Source organism: Cryptosporangium minutisporangium (assembly GCF_039536245.1).
GTDB lineage: Bacteria > Actinomycetota > Actinomycetes > Mycobacteriales > Cryptosporangiaceae > Cryptosporangium > Cryptosporangium minutisporangium.
The window spans coordinates 24,829-47,717 of the sequence record NZ_BAAAYN010000031.1; the positions used below are offsets into that span (position 1 = coordinate 24,829).

Annotated in this window: 20 protein-coding genes and 1 riboswitch; of the genes, 11 read left to right on the top strand and 9 right to left on the bottom strand. The window is 71.2% G+C overall.

From position 1 onward, the window contains the following. Positions 1-54: 54 nt before the first annotated feature. Positions 55-585, bottom strand: a complete 531-nt coding sequence (locus ABEB28_RS24040) for a type II toxin-antitoxin system PemK/MazF family toxin (protein ID WP_376980743.1) — start codon at positions 583-585, stop codon at positions 55-57. Positions 586-769: 184 nt separating this feature from the next. Here ABEB28_RS24040 and ABEB28_RS24045 point away from each other — a divergent pair, with 184 nt between their 5' ends. From ABEB28_RS24045 to ABEB28_RS24065, 5 genes are all read left to right on the top strand, one after another. Continuing rightward, positions 770-1,780, top strand: coding sequence for a LacI family DNA-binding transcriptional regulator (locus tag ABEB28_RS24045; RefSeq protein WP_345730452.1), 1,011 nt, complete (start codon positions 770-772; stop codon positions 1,778-1,780). 458 nt (positions 1,781-2,238) lie between these two features. Next, entirely contained in the window at positions 2,239-3,585 is a 1,347-nt protein-coding gene (locus ABEB28_RS24050) for an extracellular solute-binding protein (protein WP_345730453.1), read from the top strand. Further along, positions 3,585-4,556, top strand: a complete 972-nt coding sequence (locus tag ABEB28_RS24055; RefSeq protein ID WP_345730454.1) for a carbohydrate ABC transporter permease — start codon at positions 3,585-3,587, stop codon at positions 4,554-4,556. Before ABEB28_RS24050 ends, ABEB28_RS24055 begins: the two co-directional genes overlap by 1 nt. Beyond that, positions 4,553-5,422 (top strand): carbohydrate ABC transporter permease, encoded by an 870-nt coding sequence (locus tag ABEB28_RS24060; RefSeq protein ID WP_345730455.1) that lies wholly within the window; start codon positions 4,553-4,555, stop codon positions 5,420-5,422. Before ABEB28_RS24055 ends, ABEB28_RS24060 begins: the two co-directional genes overlap by 4 nt. Beyond that, on the top strand, positions 5,419-6,954 hold the full coding sequence (locus ABEB28_RS24065; RefSeq protein ID WP_345730456.1) for a glycoside hydrolase family 13 protein: 1,536 nt from the start codon (positions 5,419-5,421) through the stop codon (positions 6,952-6,954). Before ABEB28_RS24060 ends, ABEB28_RS24065 begins: the two co-directional genes overlap by 4 nt. Before the next feature lie 41 nt (positions 6,955-6,995). Here ABEB28_RS24065 and ABEB28_RS24070 read toward each other — a convergent pair whose 3' ends face one another. Together ABEB28_RS24070 and ABEB28_RS24075 are read right to left on the bottom strand one after the other, a co-directional pair. Continuing rightward, on the bottom strand, positions 6,996-8,381 hold the full coding sequence (locus ABEB28_RS24070; RefSeq protein ID WP_345730457.1) for an MFS transporter: 1,386 nt from the start codon (positions 8,379-8,381) through the stop codon (positions 6,996-6,998). 49 nt (positions 8,382-8,430) lie between these two features. Then, a complete protein-coding gene (locus ABEB28_RS24075; protein WP_345730458.1) occupies positions 8,431-9,273 on the bottom strand; it encodes a helix-turn-helix transcriptional regulator in 843 nt (280 codons plus the stop codon). A gap of 121 nt (positions 9,274-9,394) precedes the next feature. Here ABEB28_RS24075 and ABEB28_RS24080 point away from each other — a divergent pair, with 121 nt between their 5' ends. Together ABEB28_RS24080 and ABEB28_RS24085 are read left to right on the top strand one after the other, a co-directional pair. Continuing rightward, the gene (locus tag ABEB28_RS24080; protein ID WP_345730459.1) at positions 9,395-9,964 is read left to right on the top strand and encodes an MFS transporter; all 570 of its coding nucleotides are present in this window, start codon (positions 9,395-9,397) and stop codon (positions 9,962-9,964) included. A gap of 547 nt (positions 9,965-10,511) precedes the next feature. Further along, the gene (locus ABEB28_RS24085; protein ID WP_345730460.1) at positions 10,512-11,279 is read left to right on the top strand and encodes a YcnI family copper-binding membrane protein; all 768 of its coding nucleotides are present in this window, start codon (positions 10,512-10,514) and stop codon (positions 11,277-11,279) included. Positions 11,280-11,334: 55 nt separating this feature from the next. On the opposite strand, the gene ABEB28_RS24090 is transcribed toward ABEB28_RS24085, so the two are convergent. Next, positions 11,335-11,769, bottom strand: a complete 435-nt coding sequence (locus ABEB28_RS24090; protein ID WP_345730461.1) for a cupredoxin domain-containing protein — start codon at positions 11,767-11,769, stop codon at positions 11,335-11,337. Next, complete coding sequence (locus ABEB28_RS24095) at positions 11,766-14,210, bottom strand: Dyp-type peroxidase (protein ID WP_345730462.1); 2,445 nt, start codon at positions 14,208-14,210, stop codon at positions 11,766-11,768. Before ABEB28_RS24095 ends, ABEB28_RS24090 begins: the two co-directional genes overlap by 4 nt. 123 nt (positions 14,211-14,333) lie before the next feature. Between ABEB28_RS24095 and cbiE the strand changes: the two genes are divergently transcribed. Both cbiE and cobM read left to right on the top strand, forming a co-directional pair. Beyond that, positions 14,334-15,560 (top strand): precorrin-6y C5,15-methyltransferase (decarboxylating) subunit CbiE, encoded by a 1,227-nt coding sequence (cbiE, locus tag ABEB28_RS24100; RefSeq protein ID WP_345730463.1) that lies wholly within the window; start codon positions 14,334-14,336, stop codon positions 15,558-15,560. After that, positions 15,557-16,297, top strand: a complete 741-nt coding sequence (gene cobM / locus ABEB28_RS24105; protein ID WP_345730464.1) for a precorrin-4 C(11)-methyltransferase — start codon at positions 15,557-15,559, stop codon at positions 16,295-16,297. Before cbiE ends, cobM begins: the two co-directional genes overlap by 4 nt. 175 nt (positions 16,298-16,472) lie before the next feature. Here the strand turns inward: cobM and ABEB28_RS24110 are convergent, their stop codons facing one another. Next, positions 16,473-17,516, bottom strand: a complete 1,044-nt coding sequence (locus ABEB28_RS24110; protein WP_345730465.1) for a cobalt-precorrin-5B (C(1))-methyltransferase — start codon at positions 17,514-17,516, stop codon at positions 16,473-16,475. Positions 17,517-17,548: 32 nt separating this feature from the next. Between ABEB28_RS24110 and ABEB28_RS24115 the strand changes: the two genes are divergently transcribed. Next, positions 17,549-18,286, top strand: a complete 738-nt coding sequence (locus ABEB28_RS24115; protein WP_345730466.1) for a cobalt-precorrin-6A reductase — start codon at positions 17,549-17,551, stop codon at positions 18,284-18,286. A gap of 174 nt (positions 18,287-18,460) precedes the next feature. Next, on the top strand, positions 18,461-19,273 hold the full coding sequence (locus ABEB28_RS24120) for an endonuclease domain-containing protein (protein WP_345730467.1): 813 nt from the start codon (positions 18,461-18,463) through the stop codon (positions 19,271-19,273). 47 nt (positions 19,274-19,320) lie between these two features. Here the strand turns inward: ABEB28_RS24120 and ABEB28_RS24125 are convergent, their stop codons facing one another. From ABEB28_RS24125 to ABEB28_RS24135, 3 genes are read right to left on the bottom strand one after another with little or no spacing between them, the layout of a single operon-like run. Beyond that, on the bottom strand, positions 19,321-20,823 hold the full coding sequence (locus tag ABEB28_RS24125) for a precorrin-2 C(20)-methyltransferase (protein ID WP_345730468.1): 1,503 nt from the start codon (positions 20,821-20,823) through the stop codon (positions 19,321-19,323). Then, complete coding sequence (locus tag ABEB28_RS24130) at positions 20,823-21,398, bottom strand: precorrin-8X methylmutase (RefSeq protein WP_376980741.1); 576 nt, start codon at positions 21,396-21,398, stop codon at positions 20,823-20,825. The genes ABEB28_RS24125 and ABEB28_RS24130 overlap by 1 nt, the downstream gene beginning before the upstream one ends. A 50-nt stretch (positions 21,399-21,448) precedes the next feature. Beyond that, entirely contained in the window at positions 21,449-22,618 is a 1,170-nt protein-coding gene (locus tag ABEB28_RS24135) for a precorrin-3B synthase (protein WP_345730470.1), read from the bottom strand. A gap of 100 nt (positions 22,619-22,718) precedes the next feature. Beyond that, a riboswitch (cobalamin riboswitch) is annotated at positions 22,719-22,842 on the top strand. Positions 22,843-22,889 lie beyond the last annotated feature (47 nt).

Here is a 22,889-nt window from a genome sequence, read left to right on the forward strand (position 1 = left end):
CCGTTTCCACGGCGGCCGTGGAGGCGGATTCGACGAGAATCAGCGGCGCGGCGATCAGGCCCAGTGGTACTCGGCGCGAAGTTCGGCCGCCACGGCCTGGAAGCGGTCGCGGGGGAGCACCGCGCCCTCGCGCCGGATGCCGTCCTCGTCCACCTCGATGACCCGGTCGAGTCGGATCCAGCTCGGTCGGTTCTCCCGATCCCAAGCGCCCGCACCGAGCGGGAACCAGTGCCGCTGCCCGTCCCGGTCACTCTTCGAGGAGAGCATCAGCCCGAGCAGGCGTTTGCCCTGGCGTCCGACGACGAGGACCGGGCGGTCCTTGCCCTGGCTCGGGTCTTCCTCGTACGGCACCCAGGTCCACACGATCTCGCCCGGGTCGGCATCGCCGTCGAGGTTCGGCGCGTAGACGAGGTGCCGACCACTGGGCGCCGGTGATCCGCCGTTGACTCGGGCGGCGACCTCCGCGGGCGACGGTCCGCGTCGGGTGCCGGCGGACCGGCCGCGCCCCTTCGCGGACGGGTCGGACGCGTCGGCAGCGCCGGACGCCGAGCCTGCGCGGCGGCTCGGGCGGAGCTTGCTCAGCATTTTGGGGGTGCCGCGAACGGCCGAGCGCGCCAGGTCCTTGAAGCTTCGAGCCACGGGGGCACCCTAGTCGCCTCCGTGGCTTCCGTCCCGGGCGGTGTTCACTCCGCAGGGCGGACGTAAGTGGCAGTCGGGAATTTGCGTGATCACGCAAACCGATTACGCCAATCGGCTTACCATGACGCCCGTGACTCGACGGCTTGCGGAAGTGGCACAGAAGGTCGGCGTCAGCGAGGCGACGGTCAGCCGGGTCCTCAACGGACGTCCCGGGGTGTCGGACGCTACCCGGGAGGCCGTGCTCACCGCGCTCGACGTACTGGGGTACGAGCGGCCCACCCAGTTACGCGGGGAGCGCGGGCGGCTGGTCGGCCTCGTCCTGCCGGAGCTGCAGAACCCCATCTTTCCGGCGTTCGCCGAGGTGGTGGGAGACGCGCTCGCACAGAAGGGCTTCACCCCGGTGCTCTGTACCCGCACCGCGGGCGGCGTCTCCGAGGAGGAGTACGTCGACCTCCTGCTCGAACAGCACGTCTCCGGCGTGATGTTCGCCAGCGGCCTGTTCGCCCAGGCGGACGCCGAACACGCGCACTACGAGCGCCTCGCCGCCCGACGGCTGCCGGTCGTCCTGGTCAACGCGGGCATCGAGCGGTTGCGCTTTCCCCGCGTCTCCTGCGACGACGGAGTTGCGGTGGAGCAGGCACTCGGGCACCTGCGCTCGCTCGGGCACGAGCGGATCGGTCTGCTGCTCGGACCCGCCGACCACGTGCCGTCCCGGCGCAAGCTTTCCGAATTCCGGACGCTCGCCGAGGAGCTGGGGGTGTCGGCGCCGTCGGAGCACGTCGAGCACGCGATGTTCTCGATCGAGGGCGGGCAGGCTGCGGCGTCGAAGCTGATCGAGCGCGGGGTGACCGGAGTGATCTGCGCGAGCGACCTGTTGGCGCTCGGCGCGGTGCGGGCGGCACGGCGTCGGCGGCTCTCCGTGCCGGCGGATCTGTCCGTGGTCGGTTTCGACGACTCGGCGTTCATGAACTGCACGGATCCGCCGCTCACCACCGTCCGGCAGCCGATCGAGGCGATGGGGCGCGCGGCGGTCGAGCTGCTCGCCAGCCAGATCAAGGGCGTCACCGTCGCCGCCGACGAGCTCCTCTTCGAGCCGGAGCTGGTGGTGCGAGCCTCCACAGCCCGAGCCCCCCACTCCTGACCCCGCGGGTGGCGGTTTTTCGGGAAGACCACCTCACACGCAGGCTGCTGAGGTTGATTTTCGGGAAGACCACCTCACGGCCGCCCGCGAGAGGTTGATTTCGGGAAAGCCCCGCGCGTCGGGCGGTTGGTGAACGGCCTGTGCGGGCGCGCGCCGGGCGGCGGGTGAGCGACGTGGGCGGGCGCTTTCGTCGTGCGTCGCGCTGGGGGGACAGGCGCCGACGCAAGCCACGAAAAGTGTTGCGTGCCGAGCGTCGATAGTGGGCAGTGAACCCACCGCAACCACTGACTTGATTCAGGAATCCCGTGATCCAGTCGAGATTTTGCGAATCTCGATCCAGATATTGCGCAGCAATGTGAGCCGCCCCTATGGTCTGCGGCACGCGCTCTCCGTAACCACCCCGCACGCGGGGAGCGCGGTGGGGTGTCGCCGCACGCCACTACGAAGGGCGCTCAACGATGAGAGAAACCCGTACGCGTCGCGTGGTCGGCGCGGCGCTGGCCACTGGATTACTCCTGGCCGGCGCCGCGTGCACCAGCGCGGACGATGACAAGAGCTCGGACGGAAAAGTTCGCATCACGGTCAACTGCGAGCCTCCGAAGTCCGCCGCGATCGACCGGCGCAGCTTCGAGGAGGACATCGCGATCTTCGAGAAGCAGAACCCCGACATCGACATCGTCGCCAAAGACGCGTTCCCGTGCATGGACCCGAAGACGTTCGACGCCAAGCTGGCCGGCGGTCAGATGGAGGACGTCTTCTACGTCTACTTCACCGACGTCGCGAACGTGATCAAGCGACGCCAGGCCGCGGACATCTCCAAGTACGTCGACGAGGTACAGGGCTACGGCGACATCCAGCAGTCGGTGCTCGACGTGTTCACCGACGGCGGCAAGACGTACGGCCTGCCGCGCACCAACTACTCGATGGGGCTCATCTACAACCGAGCGCTGTTCAGCAAGGCGGGCCTCGACCCGGCCAAACCGCCGACGTCGTGGGAAGAGGTCCGCGCCGCCGCGAAGAAGATCGCCGCGCTCGGCAACGGCACGGTCGGGTACGGCGAGTTCAGCGCGAGCAACCAGGGCGGCTGGCACTTCACCGCCGAGATGTACTCGCAGGGCGGCTCGATGGTGTCCGAGGACGGCAAGAAGGCCGCCGTGAACACCCCCGAGGGCAAGGCCGTGCTGCAGACCCTCAAGGACATGCGCTGGACCGACAACAGCATGGGCAGCAAGCAGCTGCTGCAGATCACCGACCTCCAGCAGATGATGGGCGCGGGCAAGCTCGGCATGTATCTCGCGGCGCCGGACAACCTCCCGGAGATCGTCAAGAAGTACAAGGGCTCGTACACGGACCTGGCGATCGCTCCGATGCCCGGCAGCAAGGGCACGCTGCTCGGCGGTGACGGCTACATGTTCAACCGCGACGCGACCCCGGAGCAGATCCGGGCCGGCGTCAAGTGGGTCGAGTTCCAGAACCTCACGCCGGGCACCGGCGCGAACAACTGGGAGCGGGCGGCCCGCAACAAGGCTCCGGTCGGCCTGCCGCAGCCGAACCTGTGGACCGGCCCGACGGCGGACGCCGACAACAAGCTCAAGGCGCAGTACGCGAACGTCCCGGTCGAGAACTACCAGCTGTTCCAGGAGACCGAGGTGCCGGGCAAGCTGGAGCCGCCGCAGGCACAGCAGATCTACTCGGTGATGGACGGTGTGATGTCCGCGGTGCTCACCAACCGCAACGCCGACATCGACGACCTGCTGGCCGATGCGTCGGACAAGATCGACCGGCTCCTGGCCAACCAGCGCTGATGGGCGCACCGACCAGCGCGGTCGGCGGCCCGGCCCCGCGGCTTCTACGCCGCGGGGCCGCGCCCGCGACCGAACCTGATGCACCGCGGCCCCGCGGCGACCGCGTCCGACGCCGGGTCACCGACAACCTCACCGCGTACGCGTTCCTCGCCGGCGGCCTGCTCTGCTTCGGGCTGTTCTCCTGGTACCCGGCCGTGCGGGCGCTGGTGCTGGCGTTCCAGCAGTCGAACTCGGTGGACGAGGCCACCTGGGTCGGGTTCGACAACTTCCGGCTCCTCTTCGCCGACCCGGAGTTCGGCGCCGCCTGGCGCAACACGTTCGTGTTCACGCTGCTGGCGCTGGTCATCGGGTTCGCAGTGCCGTTCGCGCTGGCCGTGCTGCTCAACGAACTGCGGCACGCGAAGACGTTCTTCCGCCTCGCGGTGTACCTGCCGGTGATGATCCCGCCAGTGGTCACCGCACTCCTCTGGAAGTGGTTCTACGACCCGGGCCCCGGCCTGTTCAACGAGGTGCTCCGCTTCCTGCACCTGCCCACTTCGGACTGGACGAACTCCACCAGCACCGCCCTCGTCTCGCTGGTACTGGTCGCCACCTGGGCCAACCTCGGCGGCACCGTGCTGATCTACCTCGCCGCGCTGCAGGGCATCCCGGGGGAGCTGTACGAGGCCGCCGAGCTGGACGGCGCCTCGCTGTGGCAGCGGATCCGGCACGTGACGATCCCGCAGACCCGGTTCGTCATGCTGATGCTGCTCCTGCTGCAGATCGTCGCGACGATGCAGATCTTCACCGAGCCGTACATCATGACCGGCGGCGGCCCCGAGGACGCGACGATCACCGTCCTCTACCTCATCTACAAGTACGCGTTCGTCTACCTCGACTACGGCAGCGCGTGCGCGCTCAGCGCGATGCTGCTCGTCTTCCTGGGTGCGTTTTCCGCGCTCTACCTGCGACTGACCAGGGAGCGCACATGAGGACGCTCGTCTCGGCCAGTGTCCTGACCAGACCGAAGGGCCGTGCCATCTACTGGACGGTGTTCGGCGGCACGGTGCTGGCGTTCGTCGTCGCGTTCCTGTTCCCGGTGTACTGGATGGTCGTCGGCGCGATGAAGTCGTCGGACGAGTTGGTCCGGACGCCGCCCACGCTGGTGCCGGAGGAGTGGCACCCGGAGAACTACAAGGACGCCTGGGGAACGCTGGACCTCACCACCCACCTGACCAACACCGCTGTTCAGGCGGCCGGGGCGTGGATCCTGCAGCTGGTGTTCTGCACCTTGGCGGCGTACGCGCTGTCCCGGCTGCGGCCGGTGTTCGGGCAGGTGATCCTCGGCGGCATCCTCGCGACGCTGATGGTGCCGGCGTCCGCGCTGCTGGTACCGAAGTACCTGACGATCGTCGACGTGCCGATCATCCACGTGAACCTGCTGAACAGCCCGCTGGCGATCTGGCTGCCTGCGGTTGCCAACGCGTTCAACCTCTACCTGCTCAAGCGATTCTTCGACCAGATCCCGAGCGAACTGCTGGAGGCGGCCGAGATCGATGGTGCGGGTCCGGTGCGGCGGCTCTGGCACGTGGTGCTGCCGCTGTCCCGGCCGGTGCTCGGCGTCGTCTCGATCTTCGCGGTCGTGGCGGTCTGGCAGGACTTCCTCTGGCCGCTGCTGGTCTTCTCCGACACGTCGAAGTCGCCGATCAGCGTCGCGCTGGTGCAGCTGTCCGCCGACGCGCCGGCCAGCCAGTTGATCGCCGCGATGGTGATCGCCAGCCTGCCGATGATCGCGCTGTTCCTAGTTTTCCAACGACACATCATTGCCGGAATCGGCGCGGGGAGTCTCAAGGGATGAGCTGGTGGAAGAACGCGGCGATCTACCAGATCTATCCGCGCAGCTTTGCGGACGGGAACGGCGACGGCGTCGGCGATCTGGCGGGGGTCCGGGCCCGGCTGCCGTATCTCGCGTCGCTCGGCGTCGATGCGTTGTGGTTCAACCCCTGGTACCCGTCGTCGGGTGCGGACGGCGGCTACGACGTCGTCGACTACCGGGAGATCGACCCCGCGTACGGGACGCTGGCCGAGGCGGAGAAGCTCATCGCCGAGGCCCGGGTACTCGGCCTGCGGACGATCGTCGACATCGTGCCGAACCACATCTCGCACCTGCATCCGTGGTTCCGGAAGGCGCTGTCGTCCCCGGACGCGCCGGAGCGTGAGCTCTTCTGGTTCTCCGACCGGCCCAACAACTGGGTGTCGGAGTTCGGGGGTTCGCCGTGGACGCAGCTCCCGGACGGCTCCTGGTATCTGCACCTGTTCACGGCGGAGCAGCCCGACCTGAACTGGCAGCACCCGCTGGTCCGGGCCGAGCACGAAGACGTGCTGCGGTTCTGGTTCGACCGCGGCGCGGCCGGCGTCCGGATCGACTCGGCGGTGCTGCCGGCGAAGGACCCTGCGCTGCCGGACGTGGTGGAAGGGGAGCCGCACCCGTACGTCGACCGGGACGAGCTGCACGACATCTACCGGTCGTGGCGCCGGATCGCCGACTCGTACGACGAGGCCCGGGTGCTGATCGGCGAGCTGTGGCTGCCGGACGCTGCTCGCTTCGCGAAGTACCTCCGCCCGGAGGAGCTGCACACCGCGTTCAACTTCGACTTCCTGGCCTGCCCGTGGGACGCCGCTCGGTTGCGGACGTCGATCGACACCACGCTCGCCGCGCACGCGCCGGTGGACGCACCGGCTACCTGGGTGCTGTCCAACCACGACGTCACCAGGGTCGTCACCCGGTACGGGCGGTCGGACACGTCGTTCGCGTTCGAAGCCAAGCGAGCCGGGGTGCCGTCCGACGTCTCGCTGGGGACCCGCCGGGCGCGGGCCGCCTCGTTGCTGGCCATGGCCCTGCCCGGCGCGGTCTACGTCTACCAGGGTGAAGAGCTGGGGCTCCCGGAGTACGAGGTCCCGGCGGACGCGATCCGCGACCCGATGCATCACCGGTCCGGCGGGGTCGACCCCGGCCGGGACGGATGTCGGATTCCGCTGCCGTGGTGCGGTGGCACCCCGCCGTACGGCTTCGGGGCGACGCCTACCTGGTTGCCGCAGCCGACGGGGTGGGAGGCGCTGACCGTGGAGGCGCAGGACGGCGTCCCGGGGTCGATGCTGACCCTCTACCGGGAAGCGCTGCGGCTCCGGCGGGAGTTCGGCGGGGGGATGCGGTGGCTCGACGCGGGCGAGAACGTGCTGGCGTTCGCCCGGGAGGCCGGGTTCGTCTGTGTGGTGAACCTGTCGGAGGCCCCGGTACCGCTGCCCACTCCCGGGGACGTGGTGCTGGGGAGCGCCCCGCTGGTGGACGGGTTGCTCCCGGTGGACGCGGCGGTGTGGGTCCGTCCGTGACCGAGGTGCCGGGCGCGCCGGTCGCGCGCCCGGCACCGTCGTCAGCCGGCCAGTGCCGGTACCGCCGCCCGCCGACGCGCGGCCACCGCGGCCACCACACCGGCAACCAAGCAGACCGCGGCATTGATGCCGATCGCCGTGGTCACGCCGTCGAGCAGCGACTCGGAGGCCACCTGCGTCGCGACGATCGCGCTCATCACCGGCGTCCCGAGCGTGATGCCGACCTGCTGGCTCATCGTCGCCAAGCCGGTGGCGACGCCTTGCTCCGCGTCGGGTAGCCCGGACGTCGCGGTCACCATGAACCCGACGATCGCGACCAGGTTCGCCACCCCGCCGACGAACGTGGCGACGACCACCAGCAGGACCCAGCCGGCCTCCGGGCCGATCGTCATCAGCGACGCGGTGGCCACGGCCTGCACCAGCAACCCGGCGGCCACCGCGCCCTGGCTCCCCACCGCTCGGATGACCCGCGGCCCGACGATCCCGCCGAGCACCGTGCCGGCCCCGAGCACGGCGAACGTCAGCCCGGTGGCGAGCGGTCCGAACCCGACGACGTCCTGCAGGTACAGGGTGAGCAGGAAGACGAGCGACGTCTCGGTGGCGAACGCGAGCAGACCGGCGGCGTTGCCCCAGGCGACGGTGCGCCGCCGCAACATCCCGAGCGGCACCAGCGGAGCGTCGGAACGGGATTCCGCCACGCCGAACGCGGCCAGCAGGAGGGCCGCCGCGACCAGAGCGACGATCGTCACCGGTGAATCCCACGACCGCTGTCCGGCGCTGGTGAGCCCGTAGACCAGAGCGAGCAGACCCCCGGTGACCGTCACCGACCCGAGGACGTCGAGGCGCGGTCGCTCCGGCGGACGGCTCTCGACCAGAACCCGCGGCCCGACGAGAAGCACCAGGACGGCCACCGGGACGTTGAGGAAGAACGCCCAGCGCCAACTCAACAAGCCGGTGAGCAGTCCACCCAGGACAGCCCCGCTGGTGAATCCCGCCGCCATCAGTGCCCCGTTGAGGCCGAGCGCACGCTGCCGCTGCGGGCCTTCCGGGAACGTCGTCGTGAGCAGCGAGAGCGCCGCCGGGATCACGGCCGCGGTGGCGAGGCCCTGGACCGCCCGCGCCACCAGCAGGACGCTCGGCTCGGTCGCGAGGCCGCCGGCCAACGAAGCCGCCCCGAGCGCCGCCATCCCGCCGAGGAACAACCGCCGTCGCCCGAACAGGTCCGCGAGCCGACCGAACAACAGCGTGAACCCGGCGGCGCAGAGAGCGAACGCCGTCGACACCCACTGCAGGTCGGCGAGGCGCAGATCGACGTCCGCGCCGATCACCGGAAGCGCGACGTTGAGGATCGAGAAGTCGACGGCGAGCGTGAACGCCGCACTGAGCAGCACGACGAGAGCGAGTCGTTGCCGGGAAGTGGTTGACATGCCTCCACGGTCGGCCGGTGCCCGACGACCGGCCAGATCACCGTTCTGCCTAGCCTCCCGAGTGATAGGCAGCCGCGGTGAGCAGGCGCAACGCCGCTTCCGACGAGGAGCCCGGCGCCGCGCTGTACATCAGCAGCCGCTGCCCGCTGTCGTCCGGCGGGGCAGTGACCTCGAAGCCGAGTTCCAGGTCACCCACGGCCGGATGGTTGAACAGCTTCGTGCCGGACGTGCAGTTGGTGACCGGGTGCCGCGACCAGAGACGGGCGAACTCCGGGCTCTTGACACACAGCTCACCGACGAGTTCGGCGAGGCCGCGATCGTCCGGGAAGCGCCCGGCGACCAACCGGAGCGACGCGACCGCTCGCTGCGCCTCGACGTCCCAACGGGCGTAGAGCTGCCGGGTCGGCGGATCGAGGAACAGCATCCGGGTGAGGTTCGGGCGGGTGGATCGGCGGGCCGGGTCGTCCGCCGGGCGGTGCGACGCCAGCAGCACGTGGGCCAGTGGGTTCCAGGCCAGGACGTCGGTGCGCCGATCCATCACCAGCGCGGCGACACCGTCGATCGCCGTGACCAGGTGCCGGAGACCGGGCCGGACGTGGTCCGGCGGGGGCGTCGCCCGGCGCTTGCGGACGGGCCGCGCCAGGTCGCGGAGGTGCGCCCACTCGGTCTCGTCCAGGCGGAGTGCGTGGGCGATCGAATCCAGCACCTCGTCGGAGACGCTCGGCGCGTGCCCCTGCTCCAGCCGGGTGTAGTAGGTGACGCTGACGCCGGCCAGCTGGGCCAGCTCTTCGCGGCGTAGCCCGGCGACACGGCGGGCGCCGTAGGAGACCAAGCCGACGTCGTCCGGCCGGAGGGCCGCGCGTCGGGTGCGCAGGAAGTCACCGAGTTCCATCCCCTCAGCGTGCCTCGCCGCGGCGGAATGAGCCTGGCACTGTCAGGGACAGGCAGGTTTACGAGTTACTTAACCCACGGCGCCGCCCGTCACTGAGGGTAAATGTGGCACCATCACGGCCATGATGAGCCAGGGTCTCGCGCGTGAGGCGCGTGCCGGGGTTTTCACCCTGGTTTGCCTGAGCTCGTCGATCGCCCTGCACTCGTGGGCCGCCGGGTCCTTGCCGTCGGTTCCCGCGATGGTGGCCGGCGCCGGCCTGGTGTTGGTCGCCGCCGCGCTGCTGGCCGCGCGGGAACGTCGGTTCCCGCTCATCGCCGGGGTTCTGCTGGTCGCCCAGACCGGGCTGCACTACCTCTTCGAGGCGCTGCCGCACGCGGGACATCACGCCACCGCGATCGTGCCGGTATCGCCCGCGCCCTCGCCGACCGCGATGGTGCTGGCGCACCTGGTCGCCGGGTTGTCGACCGCAGCCTGGTTGCGTGGCGGCGAGGCCGCCGTGTGGCGTCTCGGCCGTCGGATGGCGCGTGGTGTCGCGCCGTTGCGACTGCTCTGGACCCTCGTGCGGACGCTGATCGTGCCGACGACGCGTCCGGCGCTCGTCGTCGCGTTGAGCCGGGCGATCGTTCGGTCGGCACCGGGTTGGCGGCACAGCGTGATCCGGCGCGGTCCACCGGTGCTCGCGGCGCACTGAGGCCCGTTAGCAAGCCCGCGCTGCTCACCGTACGTGGTCGCTGACCCCGTTTCCCCTGTTCCAGGGTGCGACGACGTCGGCTCGGTAGGCCGCCGCGTCGCGAGTAGCACCCGGCGGAATCCGCCTGCGACCGGTCACGCCGGTTCGCCGTGACAGCCCGCCCGACCCGGACGCGCGCTTCGATGGACCGGCGAGCTGGTAGCTCGGCCAATTCCGGTGCGTCTGCGGCGTCGGACCTGGCGGACAGCGATCCGGCCGTGCCCGGCAGCCAGCCGTCGAGAGCAGCCAGGCGCGGCCGGTCAGTGCGGCGCAGCCAGGCGTGGCGAGCGGCCGGTCGATCGGTCTGCGCGCCGACAGTCGACTCGGGGCCCCACGCCGGAGCCGGTGGACGTACCGGTTCGGCAGAGCGGCGCGGCGCGTCGGGTCGGGTTCGCTCCGGTCGGTCCGGTCAGCCCCGGGACCGGCCGGGGCGGGCTCTGCCCACCGGGGTCGGCACACCCAGCAGTCCTAGATCCTCTTCGAGAAAACCCCTGAGAAAGGACCTGAAATGACGGTAACGACGGACCGGCGGCCCGCACGGCCCCGACGGCTCCTGGCGCGCACGGCAGCGGTCGTGCTCGCTGCCGGCGTCGCGGTGCTGGGCTTCGCCGGCCCGGCGTCCGCGCACGTGACGGTGAACCCGTCCGAGGCGACGCAGGGCGGCTACGCCGCGTTGACGTTCCGGGTGCCGAACGAGCGTGACGACGCCTCGACGACGAAGCTCGAGGTCGCGCTCCCGACCGACACCCCGTTCGCGTCCGTGTCGGTCAAGCCGATCCCCGGTTGGACGGTGGCGACCACGACGTCCAAGCTGGCCAAGCCGATCGAGGCCCACGGCACGCAGGTCACGGAGGCGGTCAGCCGGGTGACGTGGACGGCGACCAGCCCGGCCAACGCCATCGCGCCGCACCAGTTCCAGGAGTTCTCGATCTCGGTCGGCCCGCTGCCGGAGGCCGAGAAGATCTACTTCAAGTCGCTGCAGACGTACTCGAACGGTGAGGTCGTCCGCTGGATCGAGGAGCCGACCGGCAGCGAGGAGCCGGACAAGCCCGCTCCGGTGCTGACGCTGGTCAAGGGCGGCGACGGCCACGGCTCCGCGGACACCGAGACCAGCGAGGCGGCGTCCGCGTCCGAGTCCGACGACGACGACTCGGACGGGAACGGGCTCGCCATCGGGCTGGGCGTCGCCGGTCTGATCGCCGGTGTCGCGGGTCTGATCGCCGGTCTGCTGGCGCTGCGCCGGTCCACCGCCGACTCCTCCACGGCGAAGTCCTGACCCCACCTCCTGAGCGAGTACGCGGGGCGGCCGTCCGTCGGCCGCCCCGCGCCGCTCACTCGGGAGGCGTGACCTCCAGGACGCCGCGCATGCCGCTCTCGGCGTGGTACAGGCAAGGGAACGGGTACTCGCCGGGCTTCTCCACCGTCACCCGGAGCACCGTCGTCTGACCCCCGTTGACGTTGCCCGCGGTCGCGTTCGCCACGGTCATGTCGTGCGGCGTCACACCGACGTTCTGCAGCCGGAACTCGATCACACCGGGTGCGGCGGTCACCCGATCCGGAACGAACTTCAGCTCGTCGGTCAGGCTCACCGTGATCCGTTGGATGCCGTCCGGGCCTCGCGTCGCGGCCACCGCTGGCGACGCCGACGTCGCGGCGGCAGCGGGGGCGCCCGACCGTCCGATCCCGCCGGGGCCGCCCTCCGGTCCCCACGACGCACACCCCCCGACGGCGAGCAGGCCGACAACGAGCGCCGCCCGGAGCCTCACAGCCCCGCCTCCTCGAAGAGCCGCTGGCCGAGGTACTCGCCCCGGGTCACGCCGCCGGGCATCGCGAAGAGCGCGCCGGCCTCGTGTCGGGTGAAGCGGCTCAGCCGATCCTTGCCCGCGATCAGGTTCTGGTGCACCGGAACGAAGCCGGTCCGTGGATCGGCCTGCCAGGCCAGGAAGATCAACCCTGCCTCCACCCCGCCGCCCGGCTGCGGATCGGCGAACGAGTACCCCCGCCGCAGCATCGCCGCGCCCCGGTTGAACGCGGCGGCCGCGAGCCGCACGTGCGAGTCCGCCGGGATCAGCAGTTCGCCGTCCGGGCCCCGGCGTCCGAAGTTCGCGGGCGTCGTCTCGACTCCTCCGGACAGCGGCGCCCCGCTGGCCTTCTTCCGCCCGATGACCTGCTCCTGTGCGGTGACCGGAAGCTCCTCCCACTCGTCGAGCAGCATCCGGATCCGGCGGACGACCAGGTACGAGCCGCCGCGCATCCACCCGTCCGCGGAGACGAACACGGTCTTGCCGAACGTCGCCTCGCTGGGTTTCGGGTTCTTCGTTCCGTCCAGCTGGCCCATCAGGTTGCGGACCGTCGCGCCCTCGTTCGTGGTGACGCCGCGCCCTCGGGTGAAACCGGCGAACTGCCAGCGGGGAGTCGCCACCCCGGCGGCGAGTTGCTCCAGCGTGCGGAGCGCGGAGAACACCACGACCGGATCGTCGGCACAGACCAGCACACCGAGGTCGCCGTCGCTGCGGGCGGCGTCCAGGGATTCGCCTCCGAATGCGGGGAGTGGAGCCAGCGCCGCGGGCCGGGCGCTCGCCGGGAACACCGTCCCGAACAGGCTCGGACCGAAGCCGACGGTGACCGTGAGGGCGGCCGGGCCGCTGTCCGCGGTCATCGTGTCCGTGCGGTTCCCGGCCGGGCGGCCGGTGGTGAGCGCCTCGGCCGCGGTGGTCCAGCGTTGGAGCAGCGTCCGCAGCGCGGCGGCGTCGGCGCCGGGGACCAGGTCGAACGCGGCGATCCGGGCGTGCGCCTGACGCTGGATCGGGGTGGCGATACCGGCTTGGCGAGCGCCGTGGAACGGGACGGTTTGGCTGCCGACCGAGCCGAGCGCCACGGTGTTGGTCGGTGCGGTGGGGGTGGGTTGGTCGGGGCTCGCGGCGAGCTGCAGACCGGCCCCGGCGACGGCCCCGGCGCCCCCCGCCACGGCCAGCCCCACGGCGTGGCGCCGGCTGATTCGCGGGCCTCGGACGTGCCCCCCGGGGGCCCCGAGCGGCTCGGGGTCGTCGGACGTCTCCGAGCCGGCATCGACCGGTAGGGGCTGGTCAGCGTCCGGCTCTGGTGCATTGGTAGCCGCTGCCTCGGGGGTTGCCTCCGCGAGGTCGGTACCCACCGGGGCCAGGCGCTGTACCGAGCCTGCACCTCGTCGTCGTTGAAGTAGCAGTTGAAGGGCGAGGGCGCCGGCCAGGCCGAGCCCGACCCCGAGGCCCACCACGACGGTGAGGCGGTCCACCCCGAGGGGGAGGACCGTCGGCGCGGACGAGCGCCAGAAGACCGGTAGGTCGGGGAAGCCGGACGCGGCCGCGACGCAGACGCCGACCACCGCCGCGGCCCAGGTACCGGCGTCCCGGCCGCGGAACAGCAACCAGCTGGCCAGTCCGCCGATCGCCCAGACCGCGACCTGCGGCAGCAACGACACGAACGCGTCGGTCCTCGACGCTTCGAGCAGCACCACCCCGACGCTGTGCGCGGCGTCCGCGACCACCACCAGGAGCACCGCGACCCCCAGCGCAGTGAACGTCCTTCGCCGCCCGAAGCCCACCACCAGCGCCGGTACCACCAGCAGCACGGCTGCAGCGGCGAACCAGCCCCACGGCGACGGGCCCGGTACCCAGCTCAGCGAACCGGTCGCGGTCAGCGAGGTGCCGCCGCGGTCGAACGTGATCGTCCAGCGGCTGATCCGGTGGACCTCGTCGGGGGATCGGCTCACGACCGGCGGGAGCGTGGTCTGCATCCAGTGCGTGCGGTGGTCGTGCCAGCGGAAGACCGGCTCGTCGGAGATCTTCCGCCAGCTCGGGGCCTTCTTCGGGTCGGCGCTCGCCGGGACGGTGGTCACGCCGTAACGGTCGGTGTTCAGGTAGTACGCGGGTGAGTTCTCGTTCACGTACACGCCGTCCGGCCCCACCCGCGCGTACGGCTCGTTCTGGTACCCGCGGACGACGGTCTCGCTCTCGGCCTCCAGCTCCAGCCTGCTGCCGTTCTCCACCACGCGGAGCTCGACGCCGGGCGCACCGGAGAAGTGCTCCAGCGTGGTGCGGAAGTTCGTCGCGCCGACACCGCCGACACTGTGCGCCGACGCCGGCGTCGCCCCGGTCGCGAGCAGCGCCGCGACCAGCGCCCCGACCGCGCCGACGCGACGCAGCCACCTGCATGAACCTGCTATCACGGGAAGACAGTCGCTCGGGCGTGGTTCTGAGTTCCTTCGGGTTTCCCCGGAAAGCGAGATAGTCGTCACTGCCCGGACGGGCGCCCGCTGGTCTGCTCCCGTGAGCGATTACGGTTTGCCTCCGTGACCTCCGACTTTCCCACCGAAGTGGTGACGGTCGTCGGTATCGGTGCCGACGGCTGGGCCGGGCTCGGAGACCCGGCGCGCGACGCACTCCGCGCCGCCGAAGTGGTCTTCGGCAGCCAGCGCCAACTCGGACTGTTGCCGGCGGACGTCGCCTGCGAACGCGTCACCTGGCCGCGGCCGATGATGCCGGCGATCCCGCAGTTGCTGGCCGCCAACGCCGGCCGCCGGATCGCGGTACTGGCCAGCGGCGACCCGATGTTCTTCGGCATCGGGGGCACGCTGGTGCGCCAGCTCGGCGCGGATCGCGTGCGGGTGATCACGCACCCTTCGTCGATCTCGCTCGCGTGCGCCCGTCTCGGGTGGCCGGAGGAGAAGATCGAGATCGTCAGCCTGGTCGGCCGTCCGGTGGAGCGTCTGCACACCGCGATCCAGCCCGGGCGCCAGGTGCTGGCGCTGAGCGCGGACGGTACGACGCCGGGGCAGGTCGCTGCGCTGCTCGTCGCACGGGGCTACGGCGAGAGCCGGCTCACCGTGCTCGAACATTTGGGCTCGGCAACGGAGGCTCGCCGTACCGCGGTCGCGTCGGAGTGGGCAGGCGAGATCACCAGCGCGCTGAACGTGATCGCGATCGAGTGCGTGGCCGGCCCGGACGCAGCCCTGCTGCCCCTCATCCCCGGCCTGCCGGACGAGTCGTACGACAGCGACGGGCAGCTCACCAAGCGCGAGGTCCGCGCGATCACGCTGGCCCGGCTCGCGCCGCTCCCCGGTCAACTGCTCTGGGACGTCGGGGCGGGCGCGGGCAGCGTCGCGATCGAGTGGCTCCGGACGCATCGGTCGTGCCGCGCGGTGGCGGTCGAGCATCGTCCGGACCGGGCGGCGCGTCTGGCCGGGAACGCGGCGGCGCTCGGCGTCCCCGGGCTGATCGTCTCGGTCGGGTCGGTGCCCGGCGCGCTGGCCGCGCTCGACCCACCGGACGCGGTGTTCATCGGCGGTGCGCTGACCGTTCCCGGCGTCGTCGAAACCTGCTGGGACGCGCTGAAACCGGGTGGACGGCTGGTGGCCAACGCGGTGACGATCCAGTCGGAGGCTGCGGTCGCGAGCTGGCACGAGCAGCTCGGTGGCGACCTCACCCGCATCTCGATCAGCCGGGCGAAGCCGGTCGGCGGGTTCCTCGGGTGGAAGCCGATGATGCCGGTGACGCAGTGGGTGGTGACGAAACGATGACCGTGCACTTCATCGGCGCCGGACCGGGCGCCGCCGACCTGATCACGGTGCGGGGACAGCGGCTGATCGCGTCGTCGCCGGTATGCCTCTACGCGGGTTCGCTGGTGCCGGCCGAATTACTCGCGTCCTGTCCTTCGGGCGCGCGGCTGGTCGACACTGCCTCGCTGAACCTCGACCAGATCATCGCCGAGTGCGTGGCTGCTGATCAGGCTGGGCTGGACGTCGCCCGGCTGCACTCCGGCGACCCGTCGGTGTTCAGCGCGATGGCCGAGCAGATGCGTCGGCTGGACGCTGCCGGGGTGCCCTACGACGTGACGCCGGGGGTGCCGGCGTTCGCGGCGGCTGCCGCGTCACTGAAGCACGAGTTGACCGTGCCCGGCGTCGGGCAGACCGTGATCCTGACCCGGACGTCGGCCCGCGCGACGCCGATGCCGCCGGGGGAGGACCTGGCGACGCTCGGCGCGAGCCGGTCGACTCTCGTCCTGCACTTGGCCGTGCAGCGGATCGTTCCTGTCGTCGACGAGCTGATCCCGTCGTACGGGGCGGATTGCCCGGTCGCGGTGGTGGCACGAGCGAGCCGGGAGGACGAGGTGGTGCTGCGCGGGACGCTCGCCGACATCGCCGCGCAGGTGTCGGCCGCCGGAATCGTGCGTACGGCGGTGATCATCGTCGGTGCGGTGCTGAACGCGTCCTCGTTCTCGGATTCGCACCTGTACTCGGCCTGTCGGGAGCGTTAGGCCGTGTCCTGCGGATCTCGCTCGCAGCGAGGCCCCACCCAGGCGTCGTCCGGCAAGGCGGAGGGATGTCCGGCTGCCGCTAGCTTTTGGCAGCTGTTGTATCCGGACATCCCGGCGACGCGGCCGGACGACGCCTGGGCGGGCCGCAGCCGAGCACGGATTCGCAGGACACGGCCTAAGCCCTTCCGACTATGGTCCCGGCGCGGTCGATGACGACGACGTCCGTGGTGACCGGGGCGCCGCGGAGGACGTCGTCGGCGGTTTCCCGTGCCTTCGCCGCGACCAGGTGACCGATCGGCGGGTAGAGCTGCAGGGCTTGGAGTGCGGTGTTGGCGTGCTGTACTTCCTGGGCTGTTGCTGCGTCCGGAACCAGCGACGCGAGGAACCCGAAGTCGACCTGCGACCGCTTCGAATGCAGATCGAGATGACCGGCCGCGAGTTTGGCGAGTTTCCCGATCCCGCCGGCGATCGTCAGCCGCGGCACCGGGTGCCTCCGCAGGTACTTGAGCACCGCGCCGGCGAAGTCCCCCATGTCGAGCAGCGCGTCCTCGGGCAGGTCGTAGAGCGCCGCCGCGACCTTCTCGGACGTACTTCCGGTACAGCCGGCGACGTGCTGGTACCCGGCCGCTCGGGCGACGTCGATGCCGCGCCGGATGCTGTCGATCCACGCCGAGCAGGAGTACGGCACGACGACGCCGGTCGTACCGAGGATCGACAGGCCGCCGAGGATGCCGAGCCGCGGGTTCCACGTCTTCTTGGCGATCTCCTCGCCGTTCTCGACGCCGACCTCGATCTCGACGTCGCCCGCGCCACCGTGCTGCGCGGCGACCTGTGCGATCGCGTCCCGCATCATCTGCCGGGGGACCGGGTTGATCGCGGGCTCGCCGACCGGCAGCGGCAGGCCGGGTTTGGTGACGGTGCCGACGCCCTCGCCCGCCCGGAACGTGACGCCGGTGCCGGGCAGCCCGTGCCGCACGGTCGCCCGGATCAGGGCGCCGTGGGTCACGTCCGGGTCGTCGCCGGCGTCCTTGATCACCCCGGCCGTGGCGCTTTCCTGGGTGCGGTGTTCGGTGGCGAGTGCGAAGCTCGGCTGTTGCCCCTTCGGGAGCGTGATCTGCACCGGGTCCGGGAACTCGCCGGTGAGCAGCGCGGTGTACGCAGCGGTGGTGGCCGCGGTGGCGCAGGCACCGGTCGTCCAGCCGTACCGCAGTTCGGTCACGGTCCCAGCATGCCAACTACGCTGAGGAACTCGTGACAGGCGTCCTCATTCTCGGCGGTACCGGTGACGCTCGTCGCCTCGCGTCGCTGCTGGCGGGCTCGTACCGGGTGGTGAGTTCCCTGGCCGGGCGGGTGCGCGAGCCGCTGCTGCCGCCGGGTCTCGTCCGGGTAGGGGGCTTCGGCGGGGTTGGCGGGTTGGTGACGTACCTGCGGGAGTCGGAGATCTCCGCGGTGGTCGATGCCACGCACCCGTTCGCGGCGCAGATGACGAGGCACGCGGTCGAGGCTTGCGAACTCTCCGGGGTGCCGTTGGTCGTGCTCCAGCGCCCGGGCTGGGAGTCGGTGCCGGGGGATCGCTGGGTGCGCGTTCCTACTCTTGCGGACGCCGCTGCGGCGCTGCCGTCGCTCGGGCAGCGGGTTTTCCTCACCACCGGGGCACAGGGGTTGGGTGCGTTCGCGGGGTGTCGCTCGTCATGGTTCCTCATCCGTACGGTGGACCCGCCGTCCGGCGAGGTACCACCGCACTCCGAGGTGCTCCTCGCCCGCGGCCCGTTCACCTTCGAGGACGAGTTGGCGCTACTCCGCGAGCACCGCATCGACGTCGTGGTGACCAAGGACAGCGGCGGCAGCGCGACCTACCCCAAACTAGCCGCCGCCCGCGCCCAAGGCCTCCCCGTGGTGCTCGTCACCCGCCCGCCCCTGCCCCCCGTTGCCACGGTGCCCACCCCGGAAGCCGCCCACCGATGGCTCGCGTCCGCACTTCCAGCCTGACGCACCGGCATATCGACGCTACGGCGCGGCGCGTAGCGTCGATATGCCGTCATGCCGAGGGCCTGTGGACAGCTGACGCGGCGCGACGAGCGTTTCGCGCACTCTCGAGTGATGCCGCGTCGCCCGCACAAGCCCGCTGCATTGCGCGGTCAGTGCTTCCTCGGTTCGGAGGCCGTGAGAGCAGGACTACTCACCCGGCGGCAGCTGTGCAGCCAGGGGTGGCGCAAGTTCGGCCACGACGTCTACGCGGACGCCGACCTGGGCGACACACATCTGGTCCGGTGCCGGGCGATCGGGTTGGTCCTGCCGAGCGGAGCGGCGATCACCGGACGGTCCGCAGCGTGTCTCGACGGATTGCCGATCGACCAGAAGGACGCCTTGGTGCATGTCCTCGCGCCGCTGGGGACCCGGTTGGAGCGCCCCCAGTGCCGCGTGGCGCGGACTGGCTGGCTCCCCCACGGGCACATCCGTCCGGGTAGCGACCCGCCGGTCACGGCCTCCACCCGGACGGCCTGGGAGATCGCGTCCGAGTCGGATGTCGTCGAGGCAGTCGTGGCACTTGACGTGCTGTTCCGCGCGAACCGTCCGCGCCAAGAGGCGATGGGGAGCTGGGTCGCCGCCTACCCGGACAGCGCCGCAGCGAGCGCTATCGCCCTGGCGGATGGTCGCTCCGAGTCACCGCAAGAGTCCCGAGCGCGTGTGCGCATCGTGCTGGAAGGCTTCCCGCCACCGACGCCGCAGTACGAGGTGGTGGCGAACGGGAGATTCGTCGCACGGGTCGATCTCGCGTGGCCCGAGGTGAAGGTTGCCGTGGAGTACGACGGCGCGTGGCACGCGGAGCCGGGTCAGATGGCGAAGGATCGTGCTCGCCTCAACCGGCTCATGGACGCGGGATGGACCGTGCTGCACCTGACGAGCGCAACCCTTAAGCATCCGTCGCTCTTTGCTGCGTTCTGCGCGCAACTCAGGTCTGCGCTCGGGGTGTGACGCCATATGGACGCTACGTCGGCCGACGTAGCGTCCATATGGCGTTGTCAGCCTGGATAGCGGCGGGACGTGTAGACGGTGTGGCCGTCGGAGCGGGTTTGGGAGGAACCCACGATCAGCAGCGTGCGCATGTCGATCTCGGACGGCTCGAGGTCGGCGAGGCGCACCACCCGCACGCTCTCGGACGAGCCGCCGACGTCCCGGCCGATCACCACCGGGGTGTCCCCGTCCCGGTGCTTCAGCAGCAACTCCTTCGCCGCCACGATCTGGTGTCGGCGACTCTTCGACGCCGGGTTGTAGATCGCGATCACGAAGTCCGCCGCCGCAGCGGCATCCAGTCGGGCGGCGATGGTCTCCCAGGGCTTGAGCCGGTCGGACAGCGACAGGATGCAGAAGTCGTGGCCGAGCGGGGCGCCCACCCGACTGGCCACCGCCTGAGCGGCAGTGATTCCCGGTACGACCCGTACGGGCACGTGCTTCCAGCGGGGCTCCTCCGCCACTTCGAGCACCGCCGCGGCCATCGCGAACACCCCCGGATCCCCCGACGACACGACCGCGACCCGGGCCCCACGAGACGCGAGGTCCAGCGCGAACGCTGCGCGCTCGGCCTCCACCCGGTTGTCGGACGGGTGACGCCGCTGCCGGGGATTGGCCGGCACCCGGTCGAGGTACGGCTCGTACCCGACGAGGTCGTCGGCGGCGGCCAGTGCGGCCTGGGCCTCCGGCGTCTGCCAGTCCCGCCCGCCCGGCCCCAGACCGACGACGACGACCTCCCCGACCCGCTCCGAAACCACCGCCGGAGCGGGGGCAGCCGCTGCGCCAGAAAGCCCGGGGGAGAGACGACTCGGCAGCACGGCCATCGAGAAGTACGGCACCGAGTCCGGGTCGACGTCGGCCAGTGGCGCGACCCGCTCGGACGACGTCGTCGCCCGCTCGACGTACCAGGCCTCGTCCAGACGGCCGGCCTCGGAAAGCGCCTCCCGCACCGCGCCGAACGTGCGGCCCAGTTTCATCACGACGGCGGGATCCGGACCCGCCAGCCGGGTGGCCAGCTCCGAGGTCGGCAAGGTCCCCGGTAGCACCGTGAGTACTTCGTCCCGCTCCACCAGCGGACGTCCGAGCACCGCGGACGCGCCGCTCACCGACGTCACGCCCGGCACGACGTGTGCCTCGTAGCGGGGCGCGAGGCGCTTGTGCAGGTGCATGTAGGAGCCGTAGAAGAACGGGTCGCCTTCGGCGAGCACGACCACGTCCCGGCCGGCGTCCAGGTGGGCGGCGAGCCTCGCTGCGCAGTCCGCGTAGAAGTCCTCCAGCGCTCCTTCGTACCCGCCCGGGTGAGCAGTTTTCTCGGTCGTCACCGGGTAGACGAGCTGCTCTTCGATCTGCCCCTCGCGCAGGTACGGGGCGGCGACCGAGCGCGCGACGCTACGTCCGTGGCGGGCGCTGTGATACGCGATCACTTCGGCGTCGGAGATCAGGCGGGCCGCCTTGACGGTGACCAGCTCCGGATCGCCCGGTCCGACACCGACGCCGTACAAACGACCGCTCATCACTCTTCCTCGCTGGCCAGCGCGTTGAGCGCCCCGGCCGTCATCGCGCTGCCACCCCGGCGTCCGCGCACGATCAGGTACTCCAGCCCGAGCTCGTTCGCGGCCAGGGCGTCCTTCGACTCGGCGGCGCCCACGAAGCCCACCGGGATACCGAGCACCGCGGCCGGCCGGGGTGCACCCGCGGCGACCATGTCCAGCAGGTGGAACAGCGCCGTCGGCGCGTTGCCGATCGCGACGACCGCCCCTTCGAGCCGATCGCGCCAGAGCTCCAGGGCCGCGGCGCTGCGCGTGGTGCCCAGCGACGCCGCCAGCGCAGGCACCGAGGGATCACCGAGGGTGCAGATCACCTCGTTGGAGGCGGGCAAGCGTCGACGAGTGACGCCGGACGCGACCATCTGCGCGTCGCAGAGGATCGGCGCGCCGTCCTGCAAGGCCTTGACCGCGGCCGGTACCGCGTCGGCGGAGAACGCCAGGTCGTCGACGAGGTCGACCATGCCGCAGGAGTGGATCATCCGGACCGCCACGCGTGCGACGTCGGCCGGAAGACCGTCGAGGTCGGCTTCGGCCCGGATCATCGCGAACGACTGCCGATAGATCTCCGCCCCATCGCGGATGTACTGCCAACTCACTGCTTGCTCCTCCTGGCTGCCGCGACGATCGCGGGTAGCTCGTCGACGTCGTCGACCGGGAAACCGTCGACCTGGTAGCCGTCGGCCGTGGCGAGCACGTCGACGTGTACACCGACGGGATGCCCGCAGCGCCGTTCACAGCCGACGAAGTGCACCGGCGAGAGGCCCGGCGCAGGTTGGGCTACCCCGAGCGCGACCGAAGCGTCCGCGCGCACGTCCGCCAGCGACTTGGCGCAGCCGGGCAGCCCGGTGCACGCGGTCGCGGTCGCCCACGGGGACGCCGGGTCGGTGACCAGGCCGACGTCAGTCAACGCGTCCAGCGCGGAAGCACCGACACCCGGCAGCACGACACCGCGCCACGGAGTGACGATGATCTCGTCCCGGGCCAGCTCACCGATCCGCGCCATCTGCACGGCCGTGAGGCGCCCGAGCGGTGCGACCGCGCCGACTCCGCCGGGTGCCACCCCGATCGGTCCGGAGGCGGGCGGCGGCGGCGCGGTGACGTCCGGACGGGACAACGGCACCCCGAGCGCGTCGGCCACCCGGGCGGCGACGCGGGCCGGTCCGTCGTCCACCTCCGCCAGACGCCAGGCCCGGGACTCCTGTGCCCGGCGCTCGGCGAGGAACCCCCACGCGGCCGCCAGAAGGGCGGGAACGGCCTGGTCGACGCGGACCCGCAGACCGCAGTCGACGCCCGCCAGCAGCACCGGGACGGGGTCGGAGCCGAGCAGCACGGTCACGTCCGCACCCAGGCCCGCCACGTCCCGCGCGGAGTCCACCGCGAACAGGAAACGCCCTGGCAGTGCGGCCAGGTCCGGGGAGGCGCAGAGCTCCCGGTCGAGTCCGGTCACGACCGGACGCACGTCGCCGAGCGGAGAGGCGACGATGTTCCGCACCCGCTCGTGCGTGGCGGACGGCAACAACCCGGCGGACGCCAGGCGCATGGCCAGCGCGGTCGGGTCGGCGACGCCCCTGATCTGGACGTTCGCGCGGGAGGTCAGGTCGAGCGGGGCGTACTCCTGTAGCGCGGCCCACTGGGTGAGGCTCACCACACCACCGGGGACCCGGATCCGCGCCAAACCGCCGTCCGCAGCCTCGTGCACCTGCAGCGCGCCTGGACAGCGGTCGGCGTCCAGGCGGCGCGGAGCGGGCACGGCGGTGGGCATACGCCGGATGCTACGTGCCACCCGGGCTACCGCAATTGGGCCCACTTGACGGGAGCGACCCCGATCACCAGTGTTGAGAGGCCACGAGCGGTGTCAGGTGGAGGAAGCCGGTGAGAATCCGGCGCGGTCCCGCCACTGTCACCGGGGAGCGACCCTGCACTCCAAAGCCACTGCGTCAGCGGGAAGGCGAGCAGGGGAGCACCGATCCGGGAGCCAGGAGACTCCGGACGCCGCGAGAGGCAGCGGGCACTACAGCCGTTGCCGAACCACA

Bases quoted from the DNA above. Each gene is read 5' to 3' on its own strand.
- ABEB28_RS24040 (WP_376980743.1), bottom strand. From the start codon at position 585: ATGCTGAGCAAGCTCCGCCCGAGCCGCCGCGCAGGCTCGGCGTCCGGC.
- ABEB28_RS24050 (WP_345730453.1), top strand. From the start codon at position 2,239: ATGAGAGAAACCCGTACGCGTCGCGTGGTCGGCGCGGCGCTGGCCACT.
- ABEB28_RS24055 (WP_345730454.1), top strand. From the start codon at position 3,585: ATGGGCGCACCGACCAGCGCGGTCGGCGGCCCGGCCCCGCGGCTTCTA.
- ABEB28_RS24060 (WP_345730455.1), top strand. From the start codon at position 4,553: ATGAGGACGCTCGTCTCGGCCAGTGTCCTGACCAGACCGAAGGGCCGT.
- ABEB28_RS24065 (WP_345730456.1), top strand. From the start codon at position 5,419: ATGAGCTGGTGGAAGAACGCGGCGATCTACCAGATCTATCCGCGCAGC.
- ABEB28_RS24070 (WP_345730457.1), bottom strand. From the start codon at position 8,381: ATGTCAACCACTTCCCGGCAACGACTCGCTCTCGTCGTGCTGCTCAGT.
- ABEB28_RS24075 (WP_345730458.1), bottom strand. From the start codon at position 9,273: ATGGAACTCGGTGACTTCCTGCGCACCCGACGCGCGGCCCTCCGGCCG.
- ABEB28_RS24080 (WP_345730459.1), top strand. From the start codon at position 9,395: ATGATGAGCCAGGGTCTCGCGCGTGAGGCGCGTGCCGGGGTTTTCACC.
- ABEB28_RS24085 (WP_345730460.1), top strand. From the start codon at position 10,512: ATGACGGTAACGACGGACCGGCGGCCCGCACGGCCCCGACGGCTCCTG.
- cobM (WP_345730464.1), top strand. From the start codon at position 15,557: ATGACCGTGCACTTCATCGGCGCCGGACCGGGCGCCGCCGACCTGATC.
- ABEB28_RS24125 (WP_345730468.1), bottom strand. From the start codon at position 20,823: ATGAGCGGTCGTTTGTACGGCGTCGGTGTCGGACCGGGCGATCCGGAG.
- ABEB28_RS24130 (WP_376980741.1), bottom strand. From the start codon at position 21,398: ATGATCCGGGCCGAAGCCGACCTCGACGGTCTTCCGGCCGACGTCGCA.
- ABEB28_RS24135 (WP_345730470.1), bottom strand. From the start codon at position 22,618: ATGCCCACCGCCGTGCCCGCTCCGCGCCGCCTGGACGCCGACCGCTGT.